This is a genomic window from Clostridium sp. NSJ-49 (assembly GCF_014287725.1).
Lineage (GTDB): Bacteria > Bacillota > Clostridia > Clostridiales > Clostridiaceae > Clostridium > Clostridium disporicum_B.
In genome coordinates, this window is sequence record NZ_JACOOP010000017.1 from 1 (window position 1) to 24,953 (window position 24,953).

The window sequence follows — 24,953 nt, forward strand, 5'->3', positions numbered from 1 at the left end:
GTATATGCTATTAGTTTTATCCAAAGGAGCAAAAATGATACTGAAAAATTTGAGTGATATAAAAAATCTTGGCCATAAAGGCCTTGATATATAAGGGTTAAGAAATATGATTAACCCTATAAGCTATAAGTTATAGAGGTGATTTTATAATTGTTGGGGTATTATTTTTTATTAAATCATAAACTTATAGTGTAAGTAATAGTAGGGAGAGAAATGATGAGTAATAGTACATGTAACTATTATTTAGATGAAAATGCTCCAGGATATGTAGTGGAATATAGAGGGAATTTTAAGGAACAAATTGATAAGGTAGATTATGCATGTGGTGATACTATTACAGATACATTAGCAGTAGTAGCTGTAAGTGAAGAAAATCTTGATAGATTAAGAAAAGATGTACCGGCAATAATATTTATTGAGGCTAGAAGCGTATATACACTTCAAGATATATCACCAAGTGATGTTGATAATATATATCAAGTTAAAAGTAATCCTTATATAGGTTTAAATGGAAGAGGAGTTTTGGTTGGAATAATAGATACAGGGATTAATTACTTGAATAAGGAGTTTATTAGAGAAGATGATACTTCGAGGATAATTAGTTTATGGGACCAAAGTATACAATCAGATAGAAAAGAGAATGTATATATAGGAAGAGAATTTACCAATGCAGAAATTAATAATGCAATTAAAGCACAAAAAAATGGACAAGATCCATATGCACTTGTAAATAGTAAAGATGAAGTAGGGCATGGCACAAAAATGGCAGGGATAATTGGTGCTAGAGGATATAACGGAAAAATGGTTGGAATAGTCAATGATTGTGATTTTTTAGTTGTAAAACTTTTTGAATCACCTAATTATAAGACAATTTTAAAGAGGAACAATCTTCCTATAGTTCCTGTTTATAATAATTCAGAAGTATTAGCAGCTATTGCCTATCTAGAAAAACGAGCACAAGAACTAGAGAGGCTGATAGTTATATACTTAGGAGTTGGTAGTACACAGGGAAGTCATGATGGATATAATATTACAGCAAGATTTATTACTTCAATAGCTGATAAAAGTGGAATTATATTTGTTGCAGGTACTGGAAATTTGGGGAATAGTGAAGGCCATGTTACAAGGTATATTAAAAATGTAGGAGATATTGATACCGTTGAAATAAATATACCTAGAACTATCGAAGTCTTCAATTTCTATATATAGGTTCAGAAGCCAAATAGAATGTCTTTAAGCATAATTTCTCCAGCAGGGGAGGAGATAGGCTTTTTTATACAAAAAGTACAAGCAAAGTATGATAGAAAGTTTTATTTAACAGATACAAATATTCAGGTTGAAGAATATGATCCAGAAAACTATACAGGACATCAGGTTTATCATCTAAAATTTAAAAGTATAAAAGCTGGTATATGGAAGCTGAAATTAAAAGGAGAGTATATAATCAATGGAAGATATGATATATGGTTAAATGATAAAATGTTGATGCCGGAGGGAACTAAATTTTTAGAACCTAGTCCATATAATACATTAACAATACCATCTACTGCTATGAGAGTGGTAACAGTAGCGTATTACAGTAATATAACCGGTGGAATTCAAGCAGAATCAGGAAAAGGATTTAATGCAAATTATCTTATCAATCCAGATATAGCAACGGTTGGGACAAATATATTAACAATAGATTTAGATGGGAACAATGTCATTTCAACAACTGGAAGTTCTGCTGCAACAGCAATCGTAGCTGGAGTATGTGCGCTTTTACTTCAATGGGCAGTAACTGATAAAAATGATTTAGCTATTAATTCTACTAAAATTAGGAGTTTATTAATATATGCAGCAAAAAGAAAAGGTAATTTTATTTACCCACATGAGGAAAATGGATATGGTGATATGGATTTAGATGAGGTATTTAATATAATAGCTGGAAATTATAGAATTAGTGATAATGAATACGACGAGTATCATATTAATAATTTATTTGTAAGAATTCCAAAACAATAGTATTGAATTGGAGGACCTTAAGTGGAATATTTAAAAATTAATAATTATAATCCTAAATATAAAGAGAATATTTTTATCAATAGGAATTATTTACATTACGTAATTCAATATGAAGGAGAAATAAGTAATATAAAAGAGATTTCAGGAACACACATAACTGTAATAAATGAGAGTTTTGCGATACTTTCTGTTGAACAGAGTAATATAGAGTATACCTTTGATGCAACGGAAATTGTAAATAAAATTAATGAAAGTGAAGTAAGTAATAAATTTTATATAGTATATCTTGAACCGTTAACACTGTTTTCATTACAACAAATATCAGCTATTGAAGCAGTAGGAGTAAATCTTTTACAGGACCAGATGCAATTGAATTTAACAGGTAAAGGGGTAGTTGTTGGGATAATAGATACAGGTATAGACTATTTAAATGAAGAGTTTATGGATAGTGAAGGAAATACTAGAATTAATCTTATATGGGATCAGACTATTGATTCTATTAAGGAAGAGAATAGAGAGATTCCTTTTGGAGAAGTGTATACAAAAGATGATATAAATAGAGCAATACAGGCAAAAAGGAATGGAGAAAATCCATATAGTATAGTTCCAAGCAGAGATATGAATGGACATGGAACAAGTATGGCGGGAATAGTTGGTGCAGCAGGGAAAAATCCAGATATAAAAGGTATTGCACCAGAATGTGAATTTGTAGTAATAAAATTAGTTGAATCCATAGGATTTAAATATAGAAATGGGTATGATGAAAGTGTAACAGTATTTGATGCATCAGTTATTTTCGCAGCAATAGAATTTTTAAATCAATATTTATTAAGACAGCAAAAACCTGTCGTAATCCTTCTTCCATTGGGAAGTAATGCTGGAAGTCATAAAGGAATAAATCTTTTGGATTCTTATATAGAAAGTATAACTAGAAACATAGGAATAGCTGTAGTTAGTGGAACTGGTAATGAAGGAATTGAAGATGAACATGTTTCAGGGATAATACAGGAAGTATCAGGTGAAGAGGTAGTGGATTTGATAATGGATGAAAATCAGAAAGACTGTTTTGTAGAAGTGTGGGTAGATTTGCCTAATATAATGGAGGTTGGTCTTATATCTCCATCAGGAGAGGCCACTGGAATTATTCAGCTATCATTTAACCTTCAGGAAAAATATGAATTTACTATAGAAAATACAAAAGTGATGATAAATTATTTTGTTCCAGAAAAATATAGTGGTGATGAGTTTATAATGATTAATTTTTCTAATATTACTCCGGGAATTTGGAGTATAGTATTAAAATTAAAGCTTGGTTCAAATGCAAGATATAATATGTGGACAATGCAGAGAGAGCTTTTGGAGAAAGGTACAAGATTTAGCCCTAGCGATCCATATGGAACTATAACTATTCCAGGAGACTCATCTTTTGTTATAACTGTAGCTGCATATAATCAAAATAATAATAATCTTTTGGGCTACTCAGGTACAGCATTTAGAGATGATAAGGATGATAAGATAGACTTTGCCGCAGGAGGAGTAAATACGTTAACGGTAGGACTTAATAATACTACAAGGATTATTAATGGTACAAGTCTTGCAGCTGCTATTGGAGCAGGAGCTTGTGTATTATTATTTCAGTGGGGGATAGTAAATGGCAATTATCCATATATGTATACACAGAGTATGAAGACATTTTTTAGGAGAGGGACTGAAAGAAGAAGAGGAGATAAATATCCTAATTCGCATCTTGGATATGGAATAATTAATTTTTATAAAATATTTAATAATATGACATAAAACTATTTAGATGAAATTTTCACAATACAAAGTTACTCTATAAAGTTTAAATATATCATAAAGAAGTAACAAAAATAATGAATTATTATATTATATATTGTAGGGGAAAAGACGGGGTTCGTTAGATAGATTTATTTTCATGTTCAGTACTAGATTTAATAATAAACATACAAGGAGTTATAGGTAATATATGTGTTATGAATCTATCATCTTAAAGTCTTAAATTCCTTGATATGAAACTTATACCTACAAGTTGTAGAGAAGCCGTATTACTAGTTTAGTAATACGGCTTATTTTTATATTATATATAATATTACGAGATAGAAATTTCAAAGTTGAAGTAATCTAATAAAAGAAGTTGTTTGATTCTGTTTCTTGAGTATTACTTTCAGTAGTACTATTAGAACTAGAGTCTTCTTCTAGACTATCTTTATATAGTTTAATAAATGCATCTAGTCTGTAGAAGTTCGCAAATAAGCTTATTAGATAAGAATCCTTAAGTTGTTGTAATGTTGCTAAATCAGGATTTTCTTCGGTATTATTAAGTTTAAGTAAAGCCTCTGAATATCTATTCATTGATACTATCCATAATAAGGTATATCCAATAGAAATTAATATTTGACCATAAACAAAGGTTTCTTCAGGTGTACGACCAGTGTTATTTATATTTAATATATCTAATGTATCTAAATTGGCAGCAGAGAAAAATGTTAGATATCCGAAAGATGCAAATAATGCTCCTATTTTTTCTAAGTTAGCTAAGGCTAATTCTAAATCTTTTAGGTATAATTCAAAAGCATCTGTTGAGGAAGTGCTTTTATTTGAATTTTTATTGTCTTTACTTTTTTTCAAAAGATGCCTCCATAAAAGAATTTCATGATAGTATATGCAAAAAGATGATTATTTGAAAGCGTAAAGCATGCTTTTATGGAGAAAATAAATTTCAACTTTTTTATATCCTTACTTAGCTATAAAAAAGTTGAAATTTATATGTTTGTGTTATAGAACTTTTAGGTCTAGAAGTTCTACATCAGAAGATATAAAACCTTCTTTTATAGACTCAACATTCATAAGGTCTGTCGATAAATATTTTTTATTATCATCTGCAAATACAGTAACTATATTGCCTTTGAAATTATTTAATTCAAGGGCTTTTATTGCACCTATAAAGTTAGCACCAGAAGATATTCCAACACCTAAACCGAATTTTTTACATATCATTTGAGACATGATTATTGAATCACCATCATCTACGCTAATTACATCATTTAATTTCGATAAATCTAAAATCGCAGGTATAAACTCATCTGAAATTCCTTGGATACGATGCTTGCTAGATGTATGTTTTCCTTTTGATAAAGTTGGAGAGTTAGATGGTTCAAGAGGATAAATTTTTAAATTCCGATTTCTTTCTTTTAAATATTTACCTATACCCATTACTGTTCCACCAGTTCCTACACCAGCAATAAATAAATCAGCTTTTAGACCATGCTTTTTTAATGCATGATATATTTCAGGACCTGTAGAGTAATAATGAGCATAAGTATTATCTACGTTAGAAAATTGTCCAGGTAAAAATATATCAGAACAATTTTTAGAACATTCCTCTGCTAAGGATACACATTTTAGGAATCCACCATCTTCTTTTGATACTAAGTGAAGTTTTGCATTATAGCTTTCTAATAGCTTCATCCTTTCTGTACTAAGCCAGTCAGGCATATAAATATGCACTTCATGTCCTAAATAAGCACCTATAGCTGCAAAAGATATACCAGTATTCCCACTAGTAGCTTCTACAATAATATCATTTTCTTTTAATCTCTTATCTGAATATGCTTTTTTTATCATATATATTGCGATTCTATCTTTAATGCTTCCAGTTAAGTTGTAGTGTTCAATTTTAGAATATACCTTAAGAGGTTTTCCTTTATAAGTAAAAGAAATTTCAACTAATGGAGTGTTTCCTATAAGTTTTTCTAAATTACTTATTTTATTTGAAATATTCATAATTAAGACTCCTAAACTAAGATTATTAATATTAAATATATGTCTTAGATTTAGAAATATTTATTATAAATTTTACGAATTCTTAAGCATTTATAGAATTTTTATCATCTAAAGGTGTAGAAATTTCTTTCATTGCTTTCTTAAATTGAATTATAAATAATATTGCTGTAGTTGTAACTGCTAAGATATCTGCAACAGGTTCAGCAGTAAATACAGCTGTTGTTTTATCTTCCATAAACATTGGCATAATATAAATTAAAGGTATTAATAAAATTATTTTTCTAAGCAATGCTAAGAATAAAGATGCTTTTGCATTACCTAGAGCAATAAATGTTTGTTGGCATGCAATCTGAATACCGAAAATACAAGATACAGCCATATATATTCTAAGTGCTCGACTTGCAAAATCTACAAGCTCAGGGTCGTTATTAAATATTAATATAAATGCTTGAGGGAAAATCATTGCAGAAGCCCAAAGCACAGTAGAGTAAGTTAAACATGAAATAAGTAAAAGCTTAAAGGCCTTCTTTACACGATCAGCATTCTTAGCACCAAAATTATAACTAATAATTGGTTGTCCACCTTGAGTTAATCCTGTTAGTGGAAGCATAGAAAATTGCATAACACTTGTAAGTATTGTCATTGCACCAACAGCGATATCACCACCATATTTTAATAGTGAAGAATTAAAACAAACTGCGATTAAACTTTCAGTAGCTTGCATAATAAATGGAGCAAGTCCAAGTGCTATTGATGGAAGAATAATTTCTTTTGATAGACGTAAATGTTTTTTACGTATCTTTAAGGTAGTCTTCTTTCCTGTTAAGAAGAATAAAATCCAAATCATTGATAAAGATTGTGAAATTATAGTTGCAAGAGCGGCACCAGCTACCCCCATATTAAATCCGAAAATAAAAATAGGATCTAGGATAATATTTGTTATTGCACCAATTAAAACAGTAAGCATACTTGTTTTTGCAAAGCCTTGTGCACTTATAAAGGCATTAAGACCAAGCGTTAATTGAACAAATATAGTACCTAAACTATATATTTTCATATAGCTTGTTGCATAAGTTATTGTATTTTCACTTGCACCAAATAATAAAAGTAAATCTTCAGCGAAGAATAAAAATATTATTGTAAGTGTAATAGATATAATTACAAGTAAGGTAAAAGAGTTACCTAAAGTCTTCTCAGCAGTGTCTTTTTCACCTTTTCCAAGAAATATAGATGCTCTTGGAGCGCCACCCATACTAACAAGTGCTGCAAAAGCAGAAATAATCATTATTAAAGGTAAGCAAACACCAACACCTGTTAAAGCTAGCTTGCCCACATTAGCAATATGACCAATATACATACGGTCAACTAAGTTATAAAGTAAGTTAATAATTTGTGCTGCAATTGCAGGTACTGCTAATTTAAAAAGTAATTTTCCAACACTACAGGTTCCTAGTTCTTCTGTTTGATTATGTTGCATAATATCAGTCTCCTTCTTTATTTTAAAATAAAATTGACAATGATTTATATTAATTATAATATAGTTTACAAGGAAACAGTTTATAATTCAACTATCTTGGAGGAAAAATGGATACAAATTTTAAAATTTCTAATATTTTATATAATATGAAACATATTGGTGATTTATATTATGACCTTTCTTCTAAAGCTGCAAAGGAATGTAATTTAACAAAACCAGAAGCAGATATTTTACTTTTTATAAAAAATAACCCAGAATTTAATACTGCAAAGGATATAGTTAAACTTAGAGGATTTTCAAAAGCATATGTATCTAAGGCTGTGGAACCTTTATTAGATAAAGAATTAATAACAATCGAGATAGATAAAGAAGATAGAAGATGTCAACATCTTCTTCTTACAGAAAAATCAGAACCATTACTTGATATATTATTAAAGATGCAAAGAGAATTTATTGATATTATTACTGATGGTATTGATAAAGAAGATATAAAAACATACATAAAAATTATGGATAGTTTTTATAAAAACTCTAAAAAAAGGTAAAAAATATGTATTAAAAATCTTTTTATAACAAATAATAAGAATAATTATTATAGTTATAAGGAGTTTTTTTTATGAAAAAGATACTTATTAGTACAATTTTTGTTTTAATTTTAACTTTTATAATTACTTCATATACAAGTGCTGAAAATGTTAAGAATAATATTGAACTTGAAAAAGCAATAATTAGTAATGTTAAGGTAACAACTGAAGGTAATAGATATATGACATTTTATGAAGATATAAATGGAGGAACTAATAATGAAGTATTAGTTTATATATGGGGACCAGACTTTAGCAATAGCTGTGGAGATACTTTATTAGTATTTACTGAAGAGAATGGAAATTATAGTTTTATATCTAAGACTACGAGTGTTAATATGCCAATAATAATAAGTAATTCAAAAACTAATGGATTTAATGATATAATTGTGTATGTTACCGGTGGTGGGGTTAAGAATGGATTTTATACAGCATTAAAAAATCAAGAAGGTAGATATCCACTCAATCCAAGTGTTCAACCAAAGGTAGATTTAGATAAAATACATGTTAAAAGGTTAATTAACGTAAATATCAATCAGAGTACAGGAGAAGAGTTAAAGCTGTGAAAGAGTATAAGTTTGAAGCAGAGATAAAGAAGGTAGATGGAAAAGATGCATCATATATAGAGATACCATTTGATGTGGAAAAGGAGTTTGGAGCAAAAAGAATAAAAGTTAAAGCTTCATTTGATGGAATTGAGTATAGAGGTTCTATTGTTAAGATGGGATTACCTTGTTATATGATAGGACTTACTAAGGATATACGCAATAAAATAGGAAAAACTTATGGAGATACTGTTAAAGTAATAGTAGAAAGAGATGTTGAAGAGCGTATTATAGAAATTCCAGAAGAGTTAAAATTGAGATTTAATGATAATAAAGAGGCATATGATTTTTATAATGATTTATCATATTCTCAAAAGAAAAAATATGTTACGTGGATAAATTCTGCTAAGAAAAAAGAAACATTTGAGAAAAGAATTAATGATACTATAATAAAATTATCAAATAAAGAAAAAATGTAAATAAGATTATTTATAGGAAATTTTAATATGTAAGCCCCTTCTGTAAATGCAGAAGGGGTTTATGTTTAAATTAATATTTGTAAATTAATGTCGAAATGAAAAAAGAATAGAATGTCGAAAAGGGAAAAAAATACTCTAAATATAATATTTGTATAAAAAATTTGCTTATGATAAAATAAATGAGTAGTATTTATGGGATACGGGGGATGAAAGATGGAATCTGTTTTTAATTGTATTGATGAATGCATAATGGTTCTAGATGAAAAAAATATAATAAAATTCTGTAATAAGAGTTTGTTAAATATATTGGGCTATAATTTGAATGATATACAAAAAAAGAATTTGATTAATATTATACAAGGGATTAATAATTTCGATAGTGATGGAGAAGTAATTATTTATAACAAAGAAAATACTCCAGTTCAATTTACATATAAAGTAAACAATGCAATATGGAAAGGAAATAGTGCAAAAATTTTAGTTTTAAAAGAAAAAGAATTATATACTAAGGCTGATTTAGAAAAGATATTAGAAAATATTCCGCTATTGGTATGGATGAGAGATTTAGAAGGTAAATATATTTATGTGAATAGAGCATATTGTGATTTTATGAAACTAAGTAAAGATGAAATAATAGGAAAGAGAGATAGAGATTTTCTTTGTAAAGAAGACTCATCTGTTATAGAAGAGGAAGATAGAAAACTAATAAAAGAAAAGTGTAATATTATTGAGCAAGAGGAGCTTAGAATAAAAAATAAATTAGCCCTGTTTTTTGTAGCTAAGGATGTGGCAGTAGATAAAGATGGGGATGTTAAATATGTTTTTGGAGTGGCACATGATATTACAGATATTAAGAAGATAGAAGAAAAAAGAAGAGAACTTGAGAAAGAGATTGAAGTAGAAAAGATTAGAAATGAATTTTTTAATAATATTTCTCATGAATTTAAAACTCCACTAAATGTTCTTTTATCTACTACTCAATTAATAGGAAGCCATATAAAAGAGCGAGATATTAAAGAGATAAGTGGAGAGAAGATTAAAAATTATATCGAAATGATTGAGAATAATTCTTATAGGTTATTGAGATTAACTGATAATCTTATTGATATGACTAAAATAGATACTGGAGAATATAAAATAAATTTAGAAAATAAAGATATTGTATCTATAGTTGAAGATGTAGTATTAACAGCTTGTGATTGCATGGGGAATTTCAGTGGTGAAATTATTTTTGATACAAACGTAGAAGAAAGAATAGTTGCCTGTGATCAAGAAAAAATAGAAAAAGTTATACTTAATTTACTATCTAATGCAGTGAAATATGGTAATGATAATGGTGAAATCTTTGTTAATATAAACTCTTATGAAGATAGTGTTGAGATTTCTGTAAAAGATAATGGAATTGGAATATCACCAGAGAATATTAATAATATTTTTGAGAGATTTGGACAAGAGGATAAAAGCTTATCAAGGAAACAAGAGGGAAGTGGATTAGGTCTGGCATTAGTAAAGTCAGTAGTAGAAATGCACAATGGAACTATTAATGTACAAAGTGAACTAGGAAAAGGTTCAAATTTTATAATTACACTACCAGCAAAAAGAGTAGTTAAGAGTGAGCAACTTAAATTTAATATTTGTAACCAAACAATTTTTGAAAAATGTATGATAGAATTTTCAGATATATATGCTATTATATAATTTAATATAGATAGACAAGTAAACACCTGCTATATAAGTAGGTGTTTTAATTTGTATTAAATATAGAATATTAAAATACTTTAAATTAATATTAAGATTAACTTAAGATATTTTATAAGATTTTGTTGTAAAATATAAGTAAGACCCAAAATCTATGATTTTGATGGTCGAAGTCAACTGAAAGTCCAAATTTGTAATTTGGTAACTTGAAGTTATACAGAGTATACACCTACGAACGTCAGTGAGTAGAGTGTTTCATTAAGTGACCCAAAATCTATGATTTTGATGGCGAACTTAACTGAAAGTGTTTCATTAAAGGAGTAACGAAATGTCCAAAATTATGATTATAGAAGATGAAGTAACTATTAGGGAAGAGTTGAAAGTATTTTTAACTAGGTATGGGTATGAGGTATTAGTTCCAGATGACTTTTCTAATATTATTGATTACGTAAAAAGTAAAAATCCAAACTTAATATTATTAGATATAAACTTACCTATATTTGATGGGTATTATATATGTAGAGAGATACGAAAATTTTCAGAGGTTCCTATAATTATAGTCACTAGTAGAGATAGTGATGTTGATGAGCTTATGAGTATGAACTTAGGGGCTGATGATTTTATAACTAAACCTTATAATACACAAATATTATTGGCAAGAATTGAATCTATATTAAAGAGAGTATACAGAAATTCCACGGTTCAAGATGTATTGGAGTATGGAGATATGAAGTTGAACTTATCTAATGGAACTATAGTTTATAATGATAAAGTTATTGAATTAACTAAAAATGAATTGAAAATTCTATCATATTTAATAAAGAATAGAGGAAAAATTGTATCAAGGGAATCTCTTATAAATTATCTTTGGAATTGTGAGATGTTTATTGATGATAATACTTTATCAGTAAATGTTACACGAATTAGAAAGAAGCTAGAGGAGATTGGATTATCTAACATAATTGAAACAAGAAGAGGGTTAGGTTATATAATGGTATGAATATTGTAGAATATATAAAAGAAAGGATACCTTTTCTAATAATAAATTTAGTTTTATTTTTTATTGTTGCAATTTTTATGTATATAGCTAATGTGCCTAAAAGTATAATAATAATAGTATTTTCAATTTGGTTTTTACCATTAGTATCTTATATAGTAATAGAATTAATTAAGAGTAGAAGGTATTTTGATAGTATAAATAATGTATTAGAGAATTTAGATAAAAAGTATTTATTACCAGAGGTTATAGATGAAGCTAATTTTATCGAAGGAAAGATATTAAATAATATTTTGAAAACTGTTAGTAAAGATATGAATGAACGAGTAAAATATTTTAAAGATGAACAGTTAGAATATAGAGAGTATATTGAAACATGGGTTCATGAAATAAAGACACCTATAGCATCAACTAAGTTAATTCTAGAGAATGATGATAGTAAATTAAGCGAAAGAGTTAATTATGAAATTAGAAAAGTAGAAAATTATATTGATCAAGTTTTATATTATGCTCGAAGTAGTGATGTAAGCAAAGATTACATAATTAAAGAATTTGATTTAAGAGCAGTAGTAATGAAATCTATTAAATCAAATTCTAGAGATTTTATAAATAAAAAGATTAAATTAGAGCTAAAAGAAGTAAGTGGAAAGATATTTAGTGATGCAAAATGGATTGAATTTATAATAAATCAGGTAATAGTAAATGCTATTAAATTTTCTGAAGCTAATAAAGGAGTAGTAGAAATCTATTCTGAAGAATATGAAAATAATATAGTACTAACTATAAAAGATAATGGTGTAGGTATAAGTGGTAAAGATATAGATAGAGTTTTTGAAAAAGGATTTACTGGAGAGAATGGAAGGCGATTTGGTAAATCTACAGGTATAGGTCTTTATCTTTGTAAAAAGCTTTGTAGAAAATTAGGACTTGGAATAACTATAACTTCTAAAGTAAATGAAGGAACAAAGGTTAATATAGTATTTCCAAAAGGAAGATTTACTGATTTTTAAGCTTAGTTAAGAGTATTTATATATTGTAGTAAATAAGATTATAAAAACTAAAAATATGATAACCATAGTATATGATATTAGAAAAATAATTACTAATACTATATGCTGTGGTTATTTTTATATTTGAAAATAACCACATAGATATATTTTCATATATCTCATATACAAGTATGTGCAATATTGATTAAGGATTTTATCTTACAAATTTGTAACTTATATGAAAGCTTAATCAATATGTGGCTATGATATTTTAGTATAGAATAAATTATGTTGAAAGCAATATTAAAGAATTTAAATATAAAAAGAAAAATGCAAGAAGTTAAATTTATTATAAATTTTGGAGGTAGGAAGAGTGAGGAACATATTAAAAGTAGAGAAAGTAGAAAAGTATTATGGAAATAAAGATAATATAACAAAGGCTATAGATAATATTAGCTTTAGAGTTGATAAAGGGGAATTTGTTGGAATAATGGGTCCATCAGGATCTGGAAAGACAACACTGCTTAATTGTATTTCAACTATAGATACAGTAACTACAGGTAATATAATAATAAATGATAAAGATATAACTAAGATGAAATCAAAGCAATTAGAAAATTTTAGAAAAGATGAATTAGGGTTTATATTTCAAGACTTTAATCTTTTAGATACATTAACTGCATATGAAAATATAGCTTTAGCATTGACTATACAAGGAGTTAAGCCGAGTTTAATAGATGAAAAAATAAAAAATGTTTCAAAAAATCTTGGAATAGAGGAAGTATTAAATAAATATCCATATCAAATGTCAGGAGGACAAAAGCAAAGAGTTGCATCTGCTAGAGCAATTGTAACTGACCCATCATTAATCTTAGCAGATGAACCAACAGGAGCACTAGATTCTAAGTCATCAAGATTATTATTAGATTCTTTCGAAAAATTAAATAAAGATTTAGATGCTACAATACTTATGGTTACTCATGATGCTTTTACAGCAAGTTATGCTCATAGAATTCTATTTATAAAAGATGGAAAAGTTTTTAATGAGTTAGTAAGAGGAAACGATTCAAGAAAAGAATTCTTTAATAGAATAATTGAAGTTGTAACTCTGCTTGGAGGTGATGTTGAGAATGTATTCTAAGATAGCTATAAATAATGTAAAAAGAAGTTTTAAGGATTATGCAATATACTTTTTAACAATATCTTTTGCTGTATGTATATTTTATAGCTTTAACTCTATAGAATCACAAAAAGCATTATTAGATATTAATAAAAATCAAGCAGAATATATAGCACTTATAACGACTTTAATATCATATGTTTCAGTATTTGTATCATTTGTTTTAGGTGGATTAATTCTATATGCAAATAATTTCTTAATAAAGAAAAGAAAAAAAGAACTTGGAATTTATATGACACTTGGAATGAGTAAGAGAAAAATATCAAAGATATTATTAAGTGAAACTTTAATAGTAGGAGTATTATCTCTTTTATCAGGTTTATTATTAGGATTAGGTGTATCACAAGGTCTATCATTGTTTACAGCTAAATTATTTGAAGTTGGAATGTCTGAATTTAAATTTGTAGTATCAGGTAGTGCTATTTTAAAAACAGTATTATATTTTGCTTTAATATTTGGTGTTTTAATGATATTTAATACGAGAATTATATCAAAATATAAATTAATTGATATGTTAACTGCAGCAAGAAAAAGTGAAGATATTAAAATAAAAAATCCGATAGTTTCATCAATTATATTTATCATATCTATGATAATTTTATTTACAGCATATTATTTAGTAAGTAAAAGTGGACTAAATATGGAAAAGCTAGGATTTAAGCTTTCAATAGTATTAGGTGTAATAGGAACAGCAGGATTTTTCTATGGAATTTCAGGATTTTTATTATCAATAATTCAAAGAAGTAAGAATATATATCTTAAAAAGTTAAATATTTTTGTTACAAGGCAAATAAGTAGTAAAGTAAATACTAATTTTGTATCAATGACAGTAATTTCACTTATGTTATTTATAACTATAGTACTTTTATCAACAGGGTTAAGCTTCAAAAGTGCTTTAGAAAAAGGTATAGTTGCTCCATATGATGCTTCAATAAAGTTATTTACAGATGAAGATAGCACTTATAAAAGTATGGAGGATGTATTAAAAGAAATTAATTATGAATTTTCTTATAGTGAACCTATATTTATTAATGGATATGTAATTAATGGGATAGATGCTAACACTATACTAAAGGATTATGCAGTAGGAGAGTTTAAAAGGAGCTTAGATGATGGAAAGCACAGATGGGAATATATAGATGCTATTAAGATTTCAGATTATAATAAAATAAGAAGTTTATATGGTGAAGAGCCATTAAATATAAGTGATAATGAAATATTAGTTACATCTAATTTTACATCAGCGAAAGATTCAGTAAAAAACTTTATTGAAAGTAATCCACAGATTAGCATAGCTGGAAAAGAGTATAAGGTAGCTAATAAAGAATATTTAAGCGAAGCAGTATATAACTCTGAAATAGCAGATAATGTGTTAACTATTATAGTGCCAGATGATTTTAAAGATATGACTTTAGATTCAGCATATATGAATATGAATTATAAGAATCCTAATAATCCTACAGAAGAAGAGGAAATGATTAGTTTATTTGATTCTTTAAGTGGATATAAGAGTGAAGGAGCACTTAGTAGTAGTTATACTAGAGGAGAGAAAGATGAAATTCATAATCTACCAATGTTAAGATATACAAAGAAGCAGCTTTATGAACAAAGTAAAGGGCTGACTACAATGATACTTTATATGGGATTATATTTAGGAATTGTATTTTTAATTTCTAGTGCAGCGGTTTTAGCTCTTCAACAATTATCAGAAGCTAGTGATAGTAGTGATAGATACAAGGCATTAAAGAAAATTGGTGCAACAGAAAAGATGATAAATAAAACTATATTTACTCAAACAGTAATTTATTTTGCAATGCCATTAACACTTGCAATAGTAAGCTCAATAGTTGGAATATCGGTAGTTAATAAATTTATAGCTTTATATGGAAAACCTAATATTGTACCAACAGCATTAATGACTTTAGGAATACTTATTGTCGTTTATGGAGGATATTTTTATACAACATATACAGGATATAAGATTATAATTAAAAATTCAAAATAGATAAATAAAGGCTATGTTAAAATCCATTTTAAGAAATTGAAATGATTTTAATATGGTCTTTTTCGATTATTACTTCAAGGTTGGAGCAAATAAAAAATATATTAAATAATATAGAGTATGAGTACAGACAAAGGGGTGTTATTATGGGAAAAAAATCTTTTAAATATAAAAAAAGAAAAAGAGATAGGCAAGAGAAATCTACTTATTATAATGATAAAGAAAGTGAAAAGTTACAACTTCTTGCTGTACAACAATTAGTAATAATACTAAATATATATGGACAAGTATTACTATATAAAGCTGCATTATTAGGAGTTGAACTAGTTGAGACACATTTTACAAATAATGAACTTCAAATAGAAGCAGATACTTTGGTAAAGCAGGCAGTCTATATATTTTTAATAACTGGATTATTATCAGCTCAGCTTGCAATGATTAATTATAACCTAGCATATGAAGATATAAATAATGGAGCTGATTATTCGATTCAACCTAATATAGACTTAATTACTGCAAATGTTCTAAATGTAACAGCAGCAATATACTATATAAAAGCTGCCAATGGATTATATGATAGGGATAACTTACAACCTATTTTCGGATTTAGATAAACTTAGACACTAGAAATTAAAGATATTAGCGAAAAACTATCGGGAAATATTGATGAAAATAGTAAATAATGTTAAAATTATGGAGGGGATAATACTATATTATAGCGATGGGGGCAAAAAATGACTAAACGTGTAAGATATACAGCAATAATCTTAATAGTATTTTTTATAAGCATTTTTTATAATACAGTAGTACTAGCTGATGAAATTAATCTTTCCAATAAAAAAAATTTAGATAATGGCAAAGTTAACTTTCAAAATATATCTATGAAAGATGGTTTATCTAGTAATGCTATAACTTGTATTTTTCAAGATTCTAAGGGGTATATATGGATAGGAACTGAAGATGGGTTAAATCAATATGATGGAAATGGGGTAAAAGTTTATAATTATGAAAACAGCACAGAAGATGGTTTGAGTTCTACATATATAACAAGTATTGCGGAGGATGAGCAGGGGTATATATGGGTTGGAACTTATGGCGGTTTAAATATCATTGATGGTGAAACAGAAAATATAGTTTGCTATGGTGATAAAAATAACTTGAGCAGCCCATATATAACAGATATTTATAAAGATAGTAATAATACTATGTGGGTAGGAACAGCTTCAGGGTTAAATAGGTATGATTCCGAAAGTGATAAATTTGTTAAATATTATTGGAATGATAGGGATAATGAAATTGCTAATAATTATATTACTGATATAAGTGAAGATGAAAATGGATTTTTATGGATAGCTACTAAATGTGGTATAGGTGGAATAAATATAAATGAATTAGATTATTATGCTAAGAATTTTGGGGAAGAAAATTCTAAGCAAATATACGCAATTGGTAGAAGTATAGATGGATATATGTGGGTTGCTAGTAAAAGTGGGATATATAAACATAATGTATTTGATAAAAAAACTAATATTTATAAAGTTAGATTTGATGATAGTATAGAAAACAGTATCGTTACAGTACTATGTGATATTGAAGGCAATGTATGGCTTGGAACCTCAGATGGACTAGTAAAATATAATGAACAAAATAATACAATTGAAACTTACAAAAAAGACATAGCATTTAATACTAGTCTAATTAGTAATTCTATCACCTGTTTATTTCAAGATAGAAATGGAGTTTTATGGATAGGAACTGATAATGGAGTGAGCATATTAAATACAGCTCAACAGTTTAGTAATAGCATAAATGACGCTTTAAGGAAAATGGATATACCATATAGTAGTATAACATCTATAATCGAGGATAGTAATAACGATTTATGGATAGGTACAGAGAGTAATGGAATAATAAACTTTATTGTAGAAACTAAAGAGACTGTTAGATATATATATGATGAGAATAATAATAACTCATTATCTAGTAATAAAATAAATAATATTTTCGAGATTGAAAAAAATAGATTTGTAATATCTACAGATAGAGGGGTAGATGTTTTATATAAAGATACAAGAAAGATAGAATGTAACGTAACTAGAGACTTAAGAGAAGAGTATACTAATGAAATATTAACTATTTTTAATGATGGATATGATTTGTGGATAGGTACTAATAATGTTTTTTTTAAAAGTGAAAATGGAACATATGAATTAGTAAACTATAATGAGAATTTTCAAGAGAAAGGAATAGATAATTATAGAGTTGTAGATATCTTTCAAGATGAAAGAGATAAAGATATATTATGGCTAGCGGGAGAACGATATAGCGGACTTATAAAATTTCATAAAACTGATGGTATTATAAAAAACTATGTAACAAGTAAAGACATCACTTCTATTAGCTATGACTTTGTAAATTGTATAGAAGGTGATGGAAATGGAGTTTTGTGGATAGGAACAAATTCAGGATTAAATAAATTTGATATAGAAACTGAAATATTTATAAGATATTCTCAAAAAGATGGACTAGTTAGTGATTATATAAATTCAATTGAAATAGATAGTTGTGGAAACTTATGGCTAGGAACAAATAATGGATTAAGTAAATTTAATATTGAAGAAAATAAATTTATAAATTTTTCTGAAATAGATGGAATTCAAGGAAGCCACTTCAATAGAGGGGTAAGCTTAAATATGGAGTGTGGTCAGGTACTATTTGGAACATCTACTGGAGTAGTATCTTTTAATCCAATGGAGATTAATGAAGATACATATAGAAATGAAAATGTTGTAATAGGAAAAGTAAGAATAAATGGTGAGTTAATTACTTTGGGAGATAAGAACCTAAATTTAAAGTACAATGAGAACAACATAATGTTTCAATATTTCCTTCCTGAGTATGGAAGATTAGGAGAGATAAATTATTTATACAAGCTTGAAGGAGTAGATGATGAGTGGAAATATATTAATAGAGGGTCATTTTCAAACTATACATTATTATCACCAGGTAACTACACTTTTAAAGTAAAGGCTATGAATAATACTGGAGACATTACAGAAGAAACAAGTTTAAATTTTACGATAAATAGTCCTATTTGGAAAACTAAAGCAGCATATTGTTTTTATATTTTTATTTTTTTAGCTATAATCTACTTTATATGGAACAGAGTTAAATTATTAAAAGCTATAGTTGAAAAACAGACTAAAGAAATAAATCGTCAGATGGATGAAAATAAAAAATTATATGAAAGAAGTTTAAAAAATGAGAAATTTAAAAATGATTATTTTGTAAATCTTTCTCACGAGTTAAGAACTCCTATAAATATAATATTATCTGTTTTACAATTGTTAAATTCTTTAGAGGATAGTGGAAATGTTACTAAAGAAAAAGCAAAACATTATATGGATGTAATAAAGAAAAGCTCTAATAATTTATTAAAGATTATAAATGATATTATAGATAGTTCAAAGATAGAGTCTGGAGCTTATAAAATAAATAAACAAGATAATGTAGATATAGTTTATTTAGTAGAAGAAACAGCTCTTAATATGAGCGATTATATAAAAGAAAAAGGACTTGAACTAATAATTGACCCAGAGATAGAAGAAAAAACAATATGTTGCGACCCAAAAGAAATAGAAAGATGTATTATAAATCTTATTGGAAATGCGGTTAAATTCACTGAAAGTGGTGGAAGAATTAGTATTGTAATTAAAGAAAATGAGAATTTTGTAAGCATTTCTGTTGAAGATACTGGACTTGGTATATCAAAAGATGACCAAGAGTTCATTTTTAACAGATTTGAGCAAGGAAAAGGTTCTGATTCAACTAAAGTAAGTAGTAGTGGGATAGGTTTAACATTAGTTAAATATATAGTAGAGCTTCATAATGGTAATGTTTCATTAGAAAGTGAAGAAAATCAGGGAAGTAAATTTACAATAACTTTACCTTTAGTTTAATTCTAGAAGGTAACTTTACAACTTAATAATTAAAATAAATTAGCATGTATATTTATGGAGATATATATGCTAATTTTTTATTAAATATAAGAATTAATTAATTAAATAAAGAAAAGATAATAAAGAAATAAATATATACTTAGGAGATTATTAATGGAAAGATTAGCAGAATTAATAAATAATTATGGATATATTATTATTTTTTTATCATTATTTTTAGAATTGATAGCATTACCACTACCAGGAGAAATCTTAATGGGATACTGTGGATTTCTTATTTATAATGGAAGTTTGAATTACACGTTAAGTATTATAACAGCAGCACTAGGAGCTATATGTGGTATAACATTATCATATTTTATTGGTAAATTATTAGGAGTTCCGTTTTTTCATAAGTATGGTAAATATGTTCATCTCACTCCAGAAAAGTTAGATAAAATATCAGGATGGTTTGATAGATTTGGAAATAAATTATTGACTATAGCTTACTTTATACCTGGAGTAAGACATATTACTGGATATGTATCAGGAATAACCAATATATCTTTTAGTAAATTTGCCATTCATGCCTATATAGGTGCATTTATTTGGGCTATAACATTTATTACTATTGGTAAAGCATTAGGTGAAGATTGGAATTATTTACATAAGTATGCTACAAAGTACTTAATTATAGGAGCAATATTATTAGGGATTATCATAGTAGCTATATATGGTTATAAGAGATATGAAAAAGAGATAAAGAAATATATTTACTTATATATGAAAAATATAATTTCGGTTTATAATTCAATTAAGAAAGTTGAATTAGGCATAGTTATTGCAGGGATAGTGTATATAGCTTTAATAATAGTTACTTTTAAATTAATAGATGAGCATTTATCAAATGAAATGAGCTTATTTGATAGTATAACCTATAGAATTTTTAGAGGTGTTTTTTCAAAGAGTTTTATAGAGGTTATAAGTGGATTTAAAAATTTATCATCTGTATATATTGTAATCTTGGTAAGTATTTTAATGGTTGGGTGGATAACAGTAAAGCAAAGTCAGAAAGTAAAAAATATATTATTTATAATTTTTACAATTCTAGGTGGAGAGATATTTGTTGACATTTCTAACTATATATTTAAGAAGAGTAATTCAGCTATAGATATAGGAAGTATTTATAATAGCTTTCCAAGTAAAGATGTTTTTATAGTTTCTATTTTATTTGGGATTATTACATATTATATATTAAGGCAAAGTTATAGTAAAATTATAAAAACTATATCGATGATTATACTTATATCTATTTGTGCTTTTGTAGGAATAAGTGATATATATTTAAAAATTCAATATGCTAGTGGTGTAATTGTAGCTTATTTATTTGCTACTCTTTGGATTATCTTATGTATTACAATTTTAGAATTATGGAGTATTATACCTGAAGTTGCAAGTAAGTTAGAGGATTAGTAAAAGGTATAAGGAATTTTTTAGCTTTGACATCTATTTGTAATGTTTATATTATAAAATTAATATGATAATTTATATTTTAGGAATCATGGAAAATGGATGGAGGAGAGATAAAGTGATATGCCTATAAGTATGAGAGAGGAAGTTAATAATAGAGTTACAAGAAATAGAAAAAGAAAACGCAGAAAGTATATAGTAGCAGGAGTTATTATTATAACTACTTTTGGAATATATAAAATTAATTATTATTGCAAACAAAAGGAAGTGGCAAGTGTAATTATTGAAGAAAATAAATATATAGAGAATGAAGAAGCAACTATTAAAAATAGTAGATCAGCGTCTAATGAATACTTAATGTTGATTAATAAGGTAAGTGGTATAAACCAAAACTATATACCTCCGGATTTAGTAATTCCAAATGTTAAATTTAGAGTAGCTGATGATATGTGCAGAGAAATGAGAGTAGATGCTGCAAAAGCTTTAGAAAATATGTTTAATGATGCAATGAAAGAAGGAATAAACTTAATTGCAATTTCAGGATATAGATCATATGAGTATCAACAAGAAGTTTATGATAGAAGCGTTGCAATAGAAGGTCAGGAGTATACAAATAACTATGTTGCTGTACCAGGAACAAGTGAGCATCAAACTGGATTAGTAATGGATTTATTATCAGATGAATATTTAAGTTTAGATGAGGGGTTTGAGAATACAAGAGCTTTTCAGTGGCTTAAGGAGAATATGAGTAATTATGGATTTATACTTAGATATCCTAAAGGAAAAGAAGATATAACAGGATATGATTATGAACCATGGCATTTGAGGTATGTTGGAGTTGATGTTGCAGAAGAGATAATGAGTAAAGGCATAACCTTAGAAGAATATTTAAATAGTTAGTATTATATATATTTATAATACTAGGATTACAGTAAGAATGTATAAAAACTTCTAAAGAAAGATATTTTCTTTAGAGTTTTTTTTATTACATAAAGATTAGATATGCCAAAGTTTAATTTATAGATAAGTGATGAATATTATATGTGATAAAGTTACACAAGGTAAGGTAAAATGATAACAATTGCTGGTGTGAGGAATATAATTTATTAAGTGATAATTAATTTATCAACTTAAATGAATTATAGGAGAGTAAGAAGATGAAAGTCATTAATGAATCAGAATTTGTAAATGAAGTTAAAGATGGATTAGTTTTAGTAGATTTTTATGCAGAATGGTGTGGCCCATGTAAGATGCTTTCACCAGTTTTAGAACAAATAAATAAAGAAAATAAGGATATTAAAGTTGTTAAGGTTAATATTGATAATTCAAGAAATATAGCATCATATTATCAAATACAATCAATACCAACTTTAGTTTTATTGAAGGATGGACAATTTATCCATAGGATGATAGGTTTCAATCCTAAGAAAAAAATAGAAGAGTTTATAGCAAGAGGAAAATAAATTAATAAAATTACATAGAGATTTTATTTAAGTAAATTTCTGTGTGATTTATTTTTATATTTAGTAATATAATTAATTTATTAAATCAATTACAATATTAACATTATTTAAATGTTTTCATAAAGAATTGAAAAAATATTTATAAAATTTATAAATATTTGTTCCATTTTCAATAAAATGGTTGTATAATATGAATATATTAAATTAATATTTTGAGTGAACAAAGGCGTTCAATAGAGGGATAATCCCTATTCTATTGTCGTCTTTTTTTTTATTATAAAGGGGGAATATATTATGTCAAAGTATACAAGGGAAGATATTTTAAGATTAGTAGAGGAGAATGACATTAAGTTTATAAGATTGCAATTCACAGATATATTTGGATTCTTAAAAAATGTAGCTATTACTGATAGACAATTAGAGAAGGCCTTGGACAATAATATAATGTTTGATGGTTCATCTATTTCAGGATTTGTAAGAATTGAAGAATCAGATATGTATTTAAGACCAGATTTAGATACATTTTCTATATTACCATGGAGACCACAACATGGAAGAGTTGCTAGATTAATTTGTGATGTTTATACTCCTGAAGGACATGCTTTTGAAGGAGATCCAAGAAATATATTAAAGAAAGTATTAAAAGAAGCAGAGGATATGGGATATAGCTTTAATGTAGGGCCAGAATGTGAATTTTTCTTATTAGAAACTGATGAGAAAGGAAGACCAAAGTTAGAAACTCAAGATAAATCAGGATATTTTGATTTAAGCCCATTAGAAGGTGCTGAAAATGCAAGAAGAGATATGTGCATGATGTTAGAAGATATGGGATTTGAAATAGAAGCTTCTCATCATGAAGTAGCATATGGTCAAAATGAAATAGATTTTAAATATGCTGATGCATTAACTACAGCAGATAGTATTATGACATTTAAGTTAGTAGTTAAATCAGTAGCTCAAAGACATGGAGTATATGCAACATTTATGCCTAAGCCTTTCTTCGGAATAAATGGATCAGGAATGCACGTAAATATGTCTCTTATGAAAGATGGTAAGAATGCATTTTATGATGAAAGTGATAAATTAGCTTTAAGCAAAGATGCATATAGCTTTATAGCAGGACTTATGAAGCATGTAAAAGAATTAACTGCTATAACAAATCCATTAGTTAATTCTTATAAGAGATTAGTACCTGATTACGAAGCACCAGTTTATATTGCATGGTCAGCAAAAAATAGAAGTCCACTTATAAGAGTTCCAGCAACTAGAGGAGCAGGTACAAGAATAGAATTAAGATGCCCAGATCCAAGTGCAAACCCATATTTAGCTCTAGCTTGTCTTTTAGCAGCGGGATTAGATGGAATTAAAAATAATTTAACACCACCAGCGTCAATTGAAAAGAATATATTCGGAATGAGTGTTGAAGAAAGAAAGAAAGAAGGTATAGAAAGTTTACCAGGAAGCTTAGAAGAATCTATTAAGTATATGGAAGAAAGTGAATTAATAAGAAAAACTTTAGGTGACCATACTTTCTATAATTATATTAAAGCTAAAAAAATAGAATGGGATGAGTACAGAACTAAGGTAACTCCATGGGAAATTGATAATTATTTAGAGCAATATTAAGATATTGTTAAATGAATAGTATTAAAGTAGAAATTCTATCAGCTAAATATATAACATATACTTAAGCTGAAAGAATTTTTGCTTAATACGATTTTAAGCATCTGTTTGATTGGAGGGAAAATATGCAAGAAAGAATTGTAATAGCTATAAATAATCTTAATGTTGCAGACAAATTAAGAATGGTATTATCTAACGCAGGATATTACATAGTTGCTACTACAAAGTCAGGAAATGAACTTACTAGAATAGTTAGAAGCAATGATATAAGTATTGTTTTAATTGGGTATAAGCTAAGTGATATGACTATCATGGATGTGTATGATAATATTGGAGAATTAACTAGTTTTTTAGCAATAGTTAATGAACAACATAAGGCTTATATACAGGAAGAAGTAGATATTTTTTGCATAACAAGTCCTATAAATAATGCAGTACTTCTAAATTCCATAGATATGGTGATACAAAGTCAAAGAAGATTTGGAATTTATAAGAAGAAAATTCATTCTTTAGAGCAGAAGATTGAAGATAGAAAATTTATTGATAAAGCAAAAGGTAAATTAATGAAAATAGAAGCTATTAGTGAGGAAGAGGCTTTTAGATATATTCAAAAACAAGCTATGGATAGAAGGAAAACTATAAGAGAAATAGCTGATGAAATATTAGATGAGATATAATTGGATTTTGTCCAAGCTAAATG

General features: G+C 27.2%; 19 protein-coding genes and 1 pseudogene. 17 read left to right on the forward strand and 3 right to left on the reverse strand.

The genetic code is table 11. From position 1 onward, the window contains the following. Positions 1 to 216: 216 nt before the first annotated feature. Positions 217 to 2,004 (forward strand): annotated as a pseudogene (locus H8S10_RS07795) (S8 family peptidase). Positions 2,005 to 2,025: 21 nt separating this feature from the next. Then, positions 2,026 to 3,801, forward strand: a complete 1,776-nt coding sequence (locus H8S10_RS07800; RefSeq protein ID WP_347707671.1) for a S8 family peptidase — start codon at positions 2,026 to 2,028, stop codon at positions 3,799 to 3,801. 345 nt (positions 3,802 to 4,146) lie between these two features. Here H8S10_RS07800 and H8S10_RS07805 read toward each other — a convergent pair whose 3' ends face one another. From H8S10_RS07805 to H8S10_RS07815, 3 genes are all read right to left on the reverse strand, one after another. Next, positions 4,147 to 4,653, reverse strand: coding sequence for a hypothetical protein (locus tag H8S10_RS07805; RefSeq protein ID WP_055263743.1), 507 nt, complete (start codon positions 4,651 to 4,653; stop codon positions 4,147 to 4,149). Positions 4,654 to 4,800: 147 nt separating this feature from the next. Continuing rightward, on the reverse strand, positions 4,801 to 5,811 hold the full coding sequence (locus H8S10_RS07810) for a cysteine synthase family protein (protein WP_186838529.1): 1,011 nt from the start codon (positions 5,809 to 5,811) through the stop codon (positions 4,801 to 4,803). 79 nt (positions 5,812 to 5,890) lie between these two features. Next, on the reverse strand, positions 5,891 to 7,285 hold the full coding sequence (locus tag H8S10_RS07815) for an MATE family efflux transporter (protein WP_186838497.1): 1,395 nt from the start codon (positions 7,283 to 7,285) through the stop codon (positions 5,891 to 5,893). 107 nt (positions 7,286 to 7,392) lie between these two features. On the opposite strand from H8S10_RS07815, the gene H8S10_RS07820 reads away from it, so the two are divergent. The 15 genes from H8S10_RS07820 (at position 7,393) to H8S10_RS07890 (ending at position 24,930) form a co-directional block, all read left to right on the forward strand. After that, positions 7,393 to 7,830: a MarR family winged helix-turn-helix transcriptional regulator gene (locus tag H8S10_RS07820; RefSeq protein WP_055263737.1), complete on the forward strand. Its 438-nt coding sequence runs from the start codon at positions 7,393 to 7,395 to the stop codon at positions 7,828 to 7,830. 71 nt (positions 7,831 to 7,901) lie between these two features. Beyond that, complete coding sequence (locus tag H8S10_RS07825) at positions 7,902 to 8,435, forward strand: hypothetical protein (RefSeq protein ID WP_055263735.1); 534 nt, start codon at positions 7,902 to 7,904, stop codon at positions 8,433 to 8,435. After that, on the forward strand, positions 8,432 to 8,893 hold the full coding sequence (locus H8S10_RS07830) for a YdeI/OmpD-associated family protein (protein WP_055263733.1): 462 nt from the start codon (positions 8,432 to 8,434) through the stop codon (positions 8,891 to 8,893). The genes H8S10_RS07825 and H8S10_RS07830 overlap by 4 nt, the downstream gene beginning before the upstream one ends. A gap of 213 nt (positions 8,894 to 9,106) precedes the next feature. Next, positions 9,107 to 10,591 (forward strand): ATP-binding protein, encoded by a 1,485-nt coding sequence (locus H8S10_RS07835; protein ID WP_186838498.1) that lies wholly within the window; start codon positions 9,107 to 9,109, stop codon positions 10,589 to 10,591. Between the two features lie 328 nt (positions 10,592 to 10,919). Then, on the forward strand, positions 10,920 to 11,591 hold the full coding sequence (locus H8S10_RS07840; protein ID WP_055263729.1) for a response regulator transcription factor: 672 nt from the start codon (positions 10,920 to 10,922) through the stop codon (positions 11,589 to 11,591). Then, on the forward strand, positions 11,588 to 12,598 hold the full coding sequence (locus H8S10_RS07845) for a sensor histidine kinase (protein WP_186838499.1): 1,011 nt from the start codon (positions 11,588 to 11,590) through the stop codon (positions 12,596 to 12,598). Before H8S10_RS07840 ends, H8S10_RS07845 begins: the two co-directional genes overlap by 4 nt. Before the next feature lie 352 nt (positions 12,599 to 12,950). Continuing rightward, positions 12,951 to 13,718 carry an ABC transporter ATP-binding protein gene (locus H8S10_RS07850; RefSeq protein ID WP_055263725.1) on the forward strand — a complete coding sequence of 256 codons (768 nt, stop codon included), beginning with the start codon at positions 12,951 to 12,953 and terminating at the stop codon, positions 13,716 to 13,718. After that, entirely contained in the window at positions 13,708 to 15,762 is a 2,055-nt protein-coding gene (locus H8S10_RS07855; protein WP_055263723.1) for an FtsX-like permease family protein, read from the forward strand. The genes H8S10_RS07850 and H8S10_RS07855 overlap by 11 nt, the downstream gene beginning before the upstream one ends. Positions 15,763 to 15,905: 143 nt before the next feature. After that, positions 15,906 to 16,373: a hypothetical protein gene (locus tag H8S10_RS07860; protein ID WP_186838500.1), complete on the forward strand. Its 468-nt coding sequence runs from the start codon at positions 15,906 to 15,908 to the stop codon at positions 16,371 to 16,373. Positions 16,374 to 16,493: 120 nt separating this feature from the next. Beyond that, positions 16,494 to 19,718 carry a sensor histidine kinase gene (locus H8S10_RS07865; protein ID WP_186838501.1) on the forward strand — a complete coding sequence of 1,075 codons (3,225 nt, stop codon included), beginning with the start codon at positions 16,494 to 16,496 and terminating at the stop codon, positions 19,716 to 19,718. Positions 19,719 to 19,871: 153 nt separating this feature from the next. Then, positions 19,872 to 21,170 carry a VTT domain-containing protein gene (locus H8S10_RS07870; protein WP_055263717.1) on the forward strand — a complete coding sequence of 433 codons (1,299 nt, stop codon included), beginning with the start codon at positions 19,872 to 19,874 and terminating at the stop codon, positions 21,168 to 21,170. A gap of 120 nt (positions 21,171 to 21,290) precedes the next feature. Then, positions 21,291 to 22,067, forward strand: a complete 777-nt coding sequence (locus tag H8S10_RS07875) for a M15 family metallopeptidase (protein ID WP_055263715.1) — start codon at positions 21,291 to 21,293, stop codon at positions 22,065 to 22,067. A gap of 257 nt (positions 22,068 to 22,324) precedes the next feature. After that, entirely contained in the window at positions 22,325 to 22,630 is a 306-nt protein-coding gene (trxA, locus tag H8S10_RS07880) for a thioredoxin (RefSeq protein ID WP_055263713.1), read from the forward strand. A 294-nt stretch (positions 22,631 to 22,924) separates the two neighbouring features. Further along, entirely contained in the window at positions 22,925 to 24,256 is a 1,332-nt protein-coding gene (glnA, locus tag H8S10_RS07885; protein WP_055263711.1) for a type I glutamate--ammonia ligase, read from the forward strand. A 122-nt stretch (positions 24,257 to 24,378) separates the two neighbouring features. Further along, a complete protein-coding gene (locus H8S10_RS07890; protein WP_186838502.1) occupies positions 24,379 to 24,930 on the forward strand; it encodes an ANTAR domain-containing protein in 552 nt (183 codons plus the stop codon). Positions 24,931 to 24,953 lie beyond the last annotated feature (23 nt).

Coding starts and splice junctions, on each gene's coding strand:
- H8S10_RS07875 (WP_055263715.1), top strand. CDS start 21,291: ATGCCTATAAGTATGAGAGAGGAAGTTAATAATAGAGTTACAAGAAAT.
- H8S10_RS07845 (WP_186838499.1), top strand. CDS start 11,588: ATGAATATTGTAGAATATATAAAAGAAAGGATACCTTTTCTAATAATA.
- H8S10_RS07835 (WP_186838498.1), top strand. CDS start 9,107: ATGGAATCTGTTTTTAATTGTATTGATGAATGCATAATGGTTCTAGAT.
- H8S10_RS07870 (WP_055263717.1), top strand. CDS start 19,872: ATGGAAAGATTAGCAGAATTAATAAATAATTATGGATATATTATTATT.
- H8S10_RS07825 (WP_055263735.1), top strand. CDS start 7,902: ATGAAAAAGATACTTATTAGTACAATTTTTGTTTTAATTTTAACTTTT.
- H8S10_RS07820 (WP_055263737.1), top strand. CDS start 7,393: ATGGATACAAATTTTAAAATTTCTAATATTTTATATAATATGAAACAT.
- H8S10_RS07855 (WP_055263723.1), top strand. CDS start 13,708: ATGTATTCTAAGATAGCTATAAATAATGTAAAAAGAAGTTTTAAGGAT.
- H8S10_RS07815 (WP_186838497.1), bottom strand. CDS start 7,285: ATGCAACATAATCAAACAGAAGAACTAGGAACCTGTAGTGTTGGAAAA.
- H8S10_RS07840 (WP_055263729.1), top strand. CDS start 10,920: ATGTCCAAAATTATGATTATAGAAGATGAAGTAACTATTAGGGAAGAG.
- H8S10_RS07865 (WP_186838501.1), top strand. CDS start 16,494: ATGACTAAACGTGTAAGATATACAGCAATAATCTTAATAGTATTTTTT.
- glnA (WP_055263711.1), top strand. CDS start 22,925: ATGTCAAAGTATACAAGGGAAGATATTTTAAGATTAGTAGAGGAGAAT.
- H8S10_RS07890 (WP_186838502.1), top strand. CDS start 24,379: ATGCAAGAAAGAATTGTAATAGCTATAAATAATCTTAATGTTGCAGAC.
- trxA (WP_055263713.1), top strand. CDS start 22,325: ATGAAAGTCATTAATGAATCAGAATTTGTAAATGAAGTTAAAGATGGA.
- H8S10_RS07860 (WP_186838500.1), top strand. CDS start 15,906: ATGGGAAAAAAATCTTTTAAATATAAAAAAAGAAAAAGAGATAGGCAA.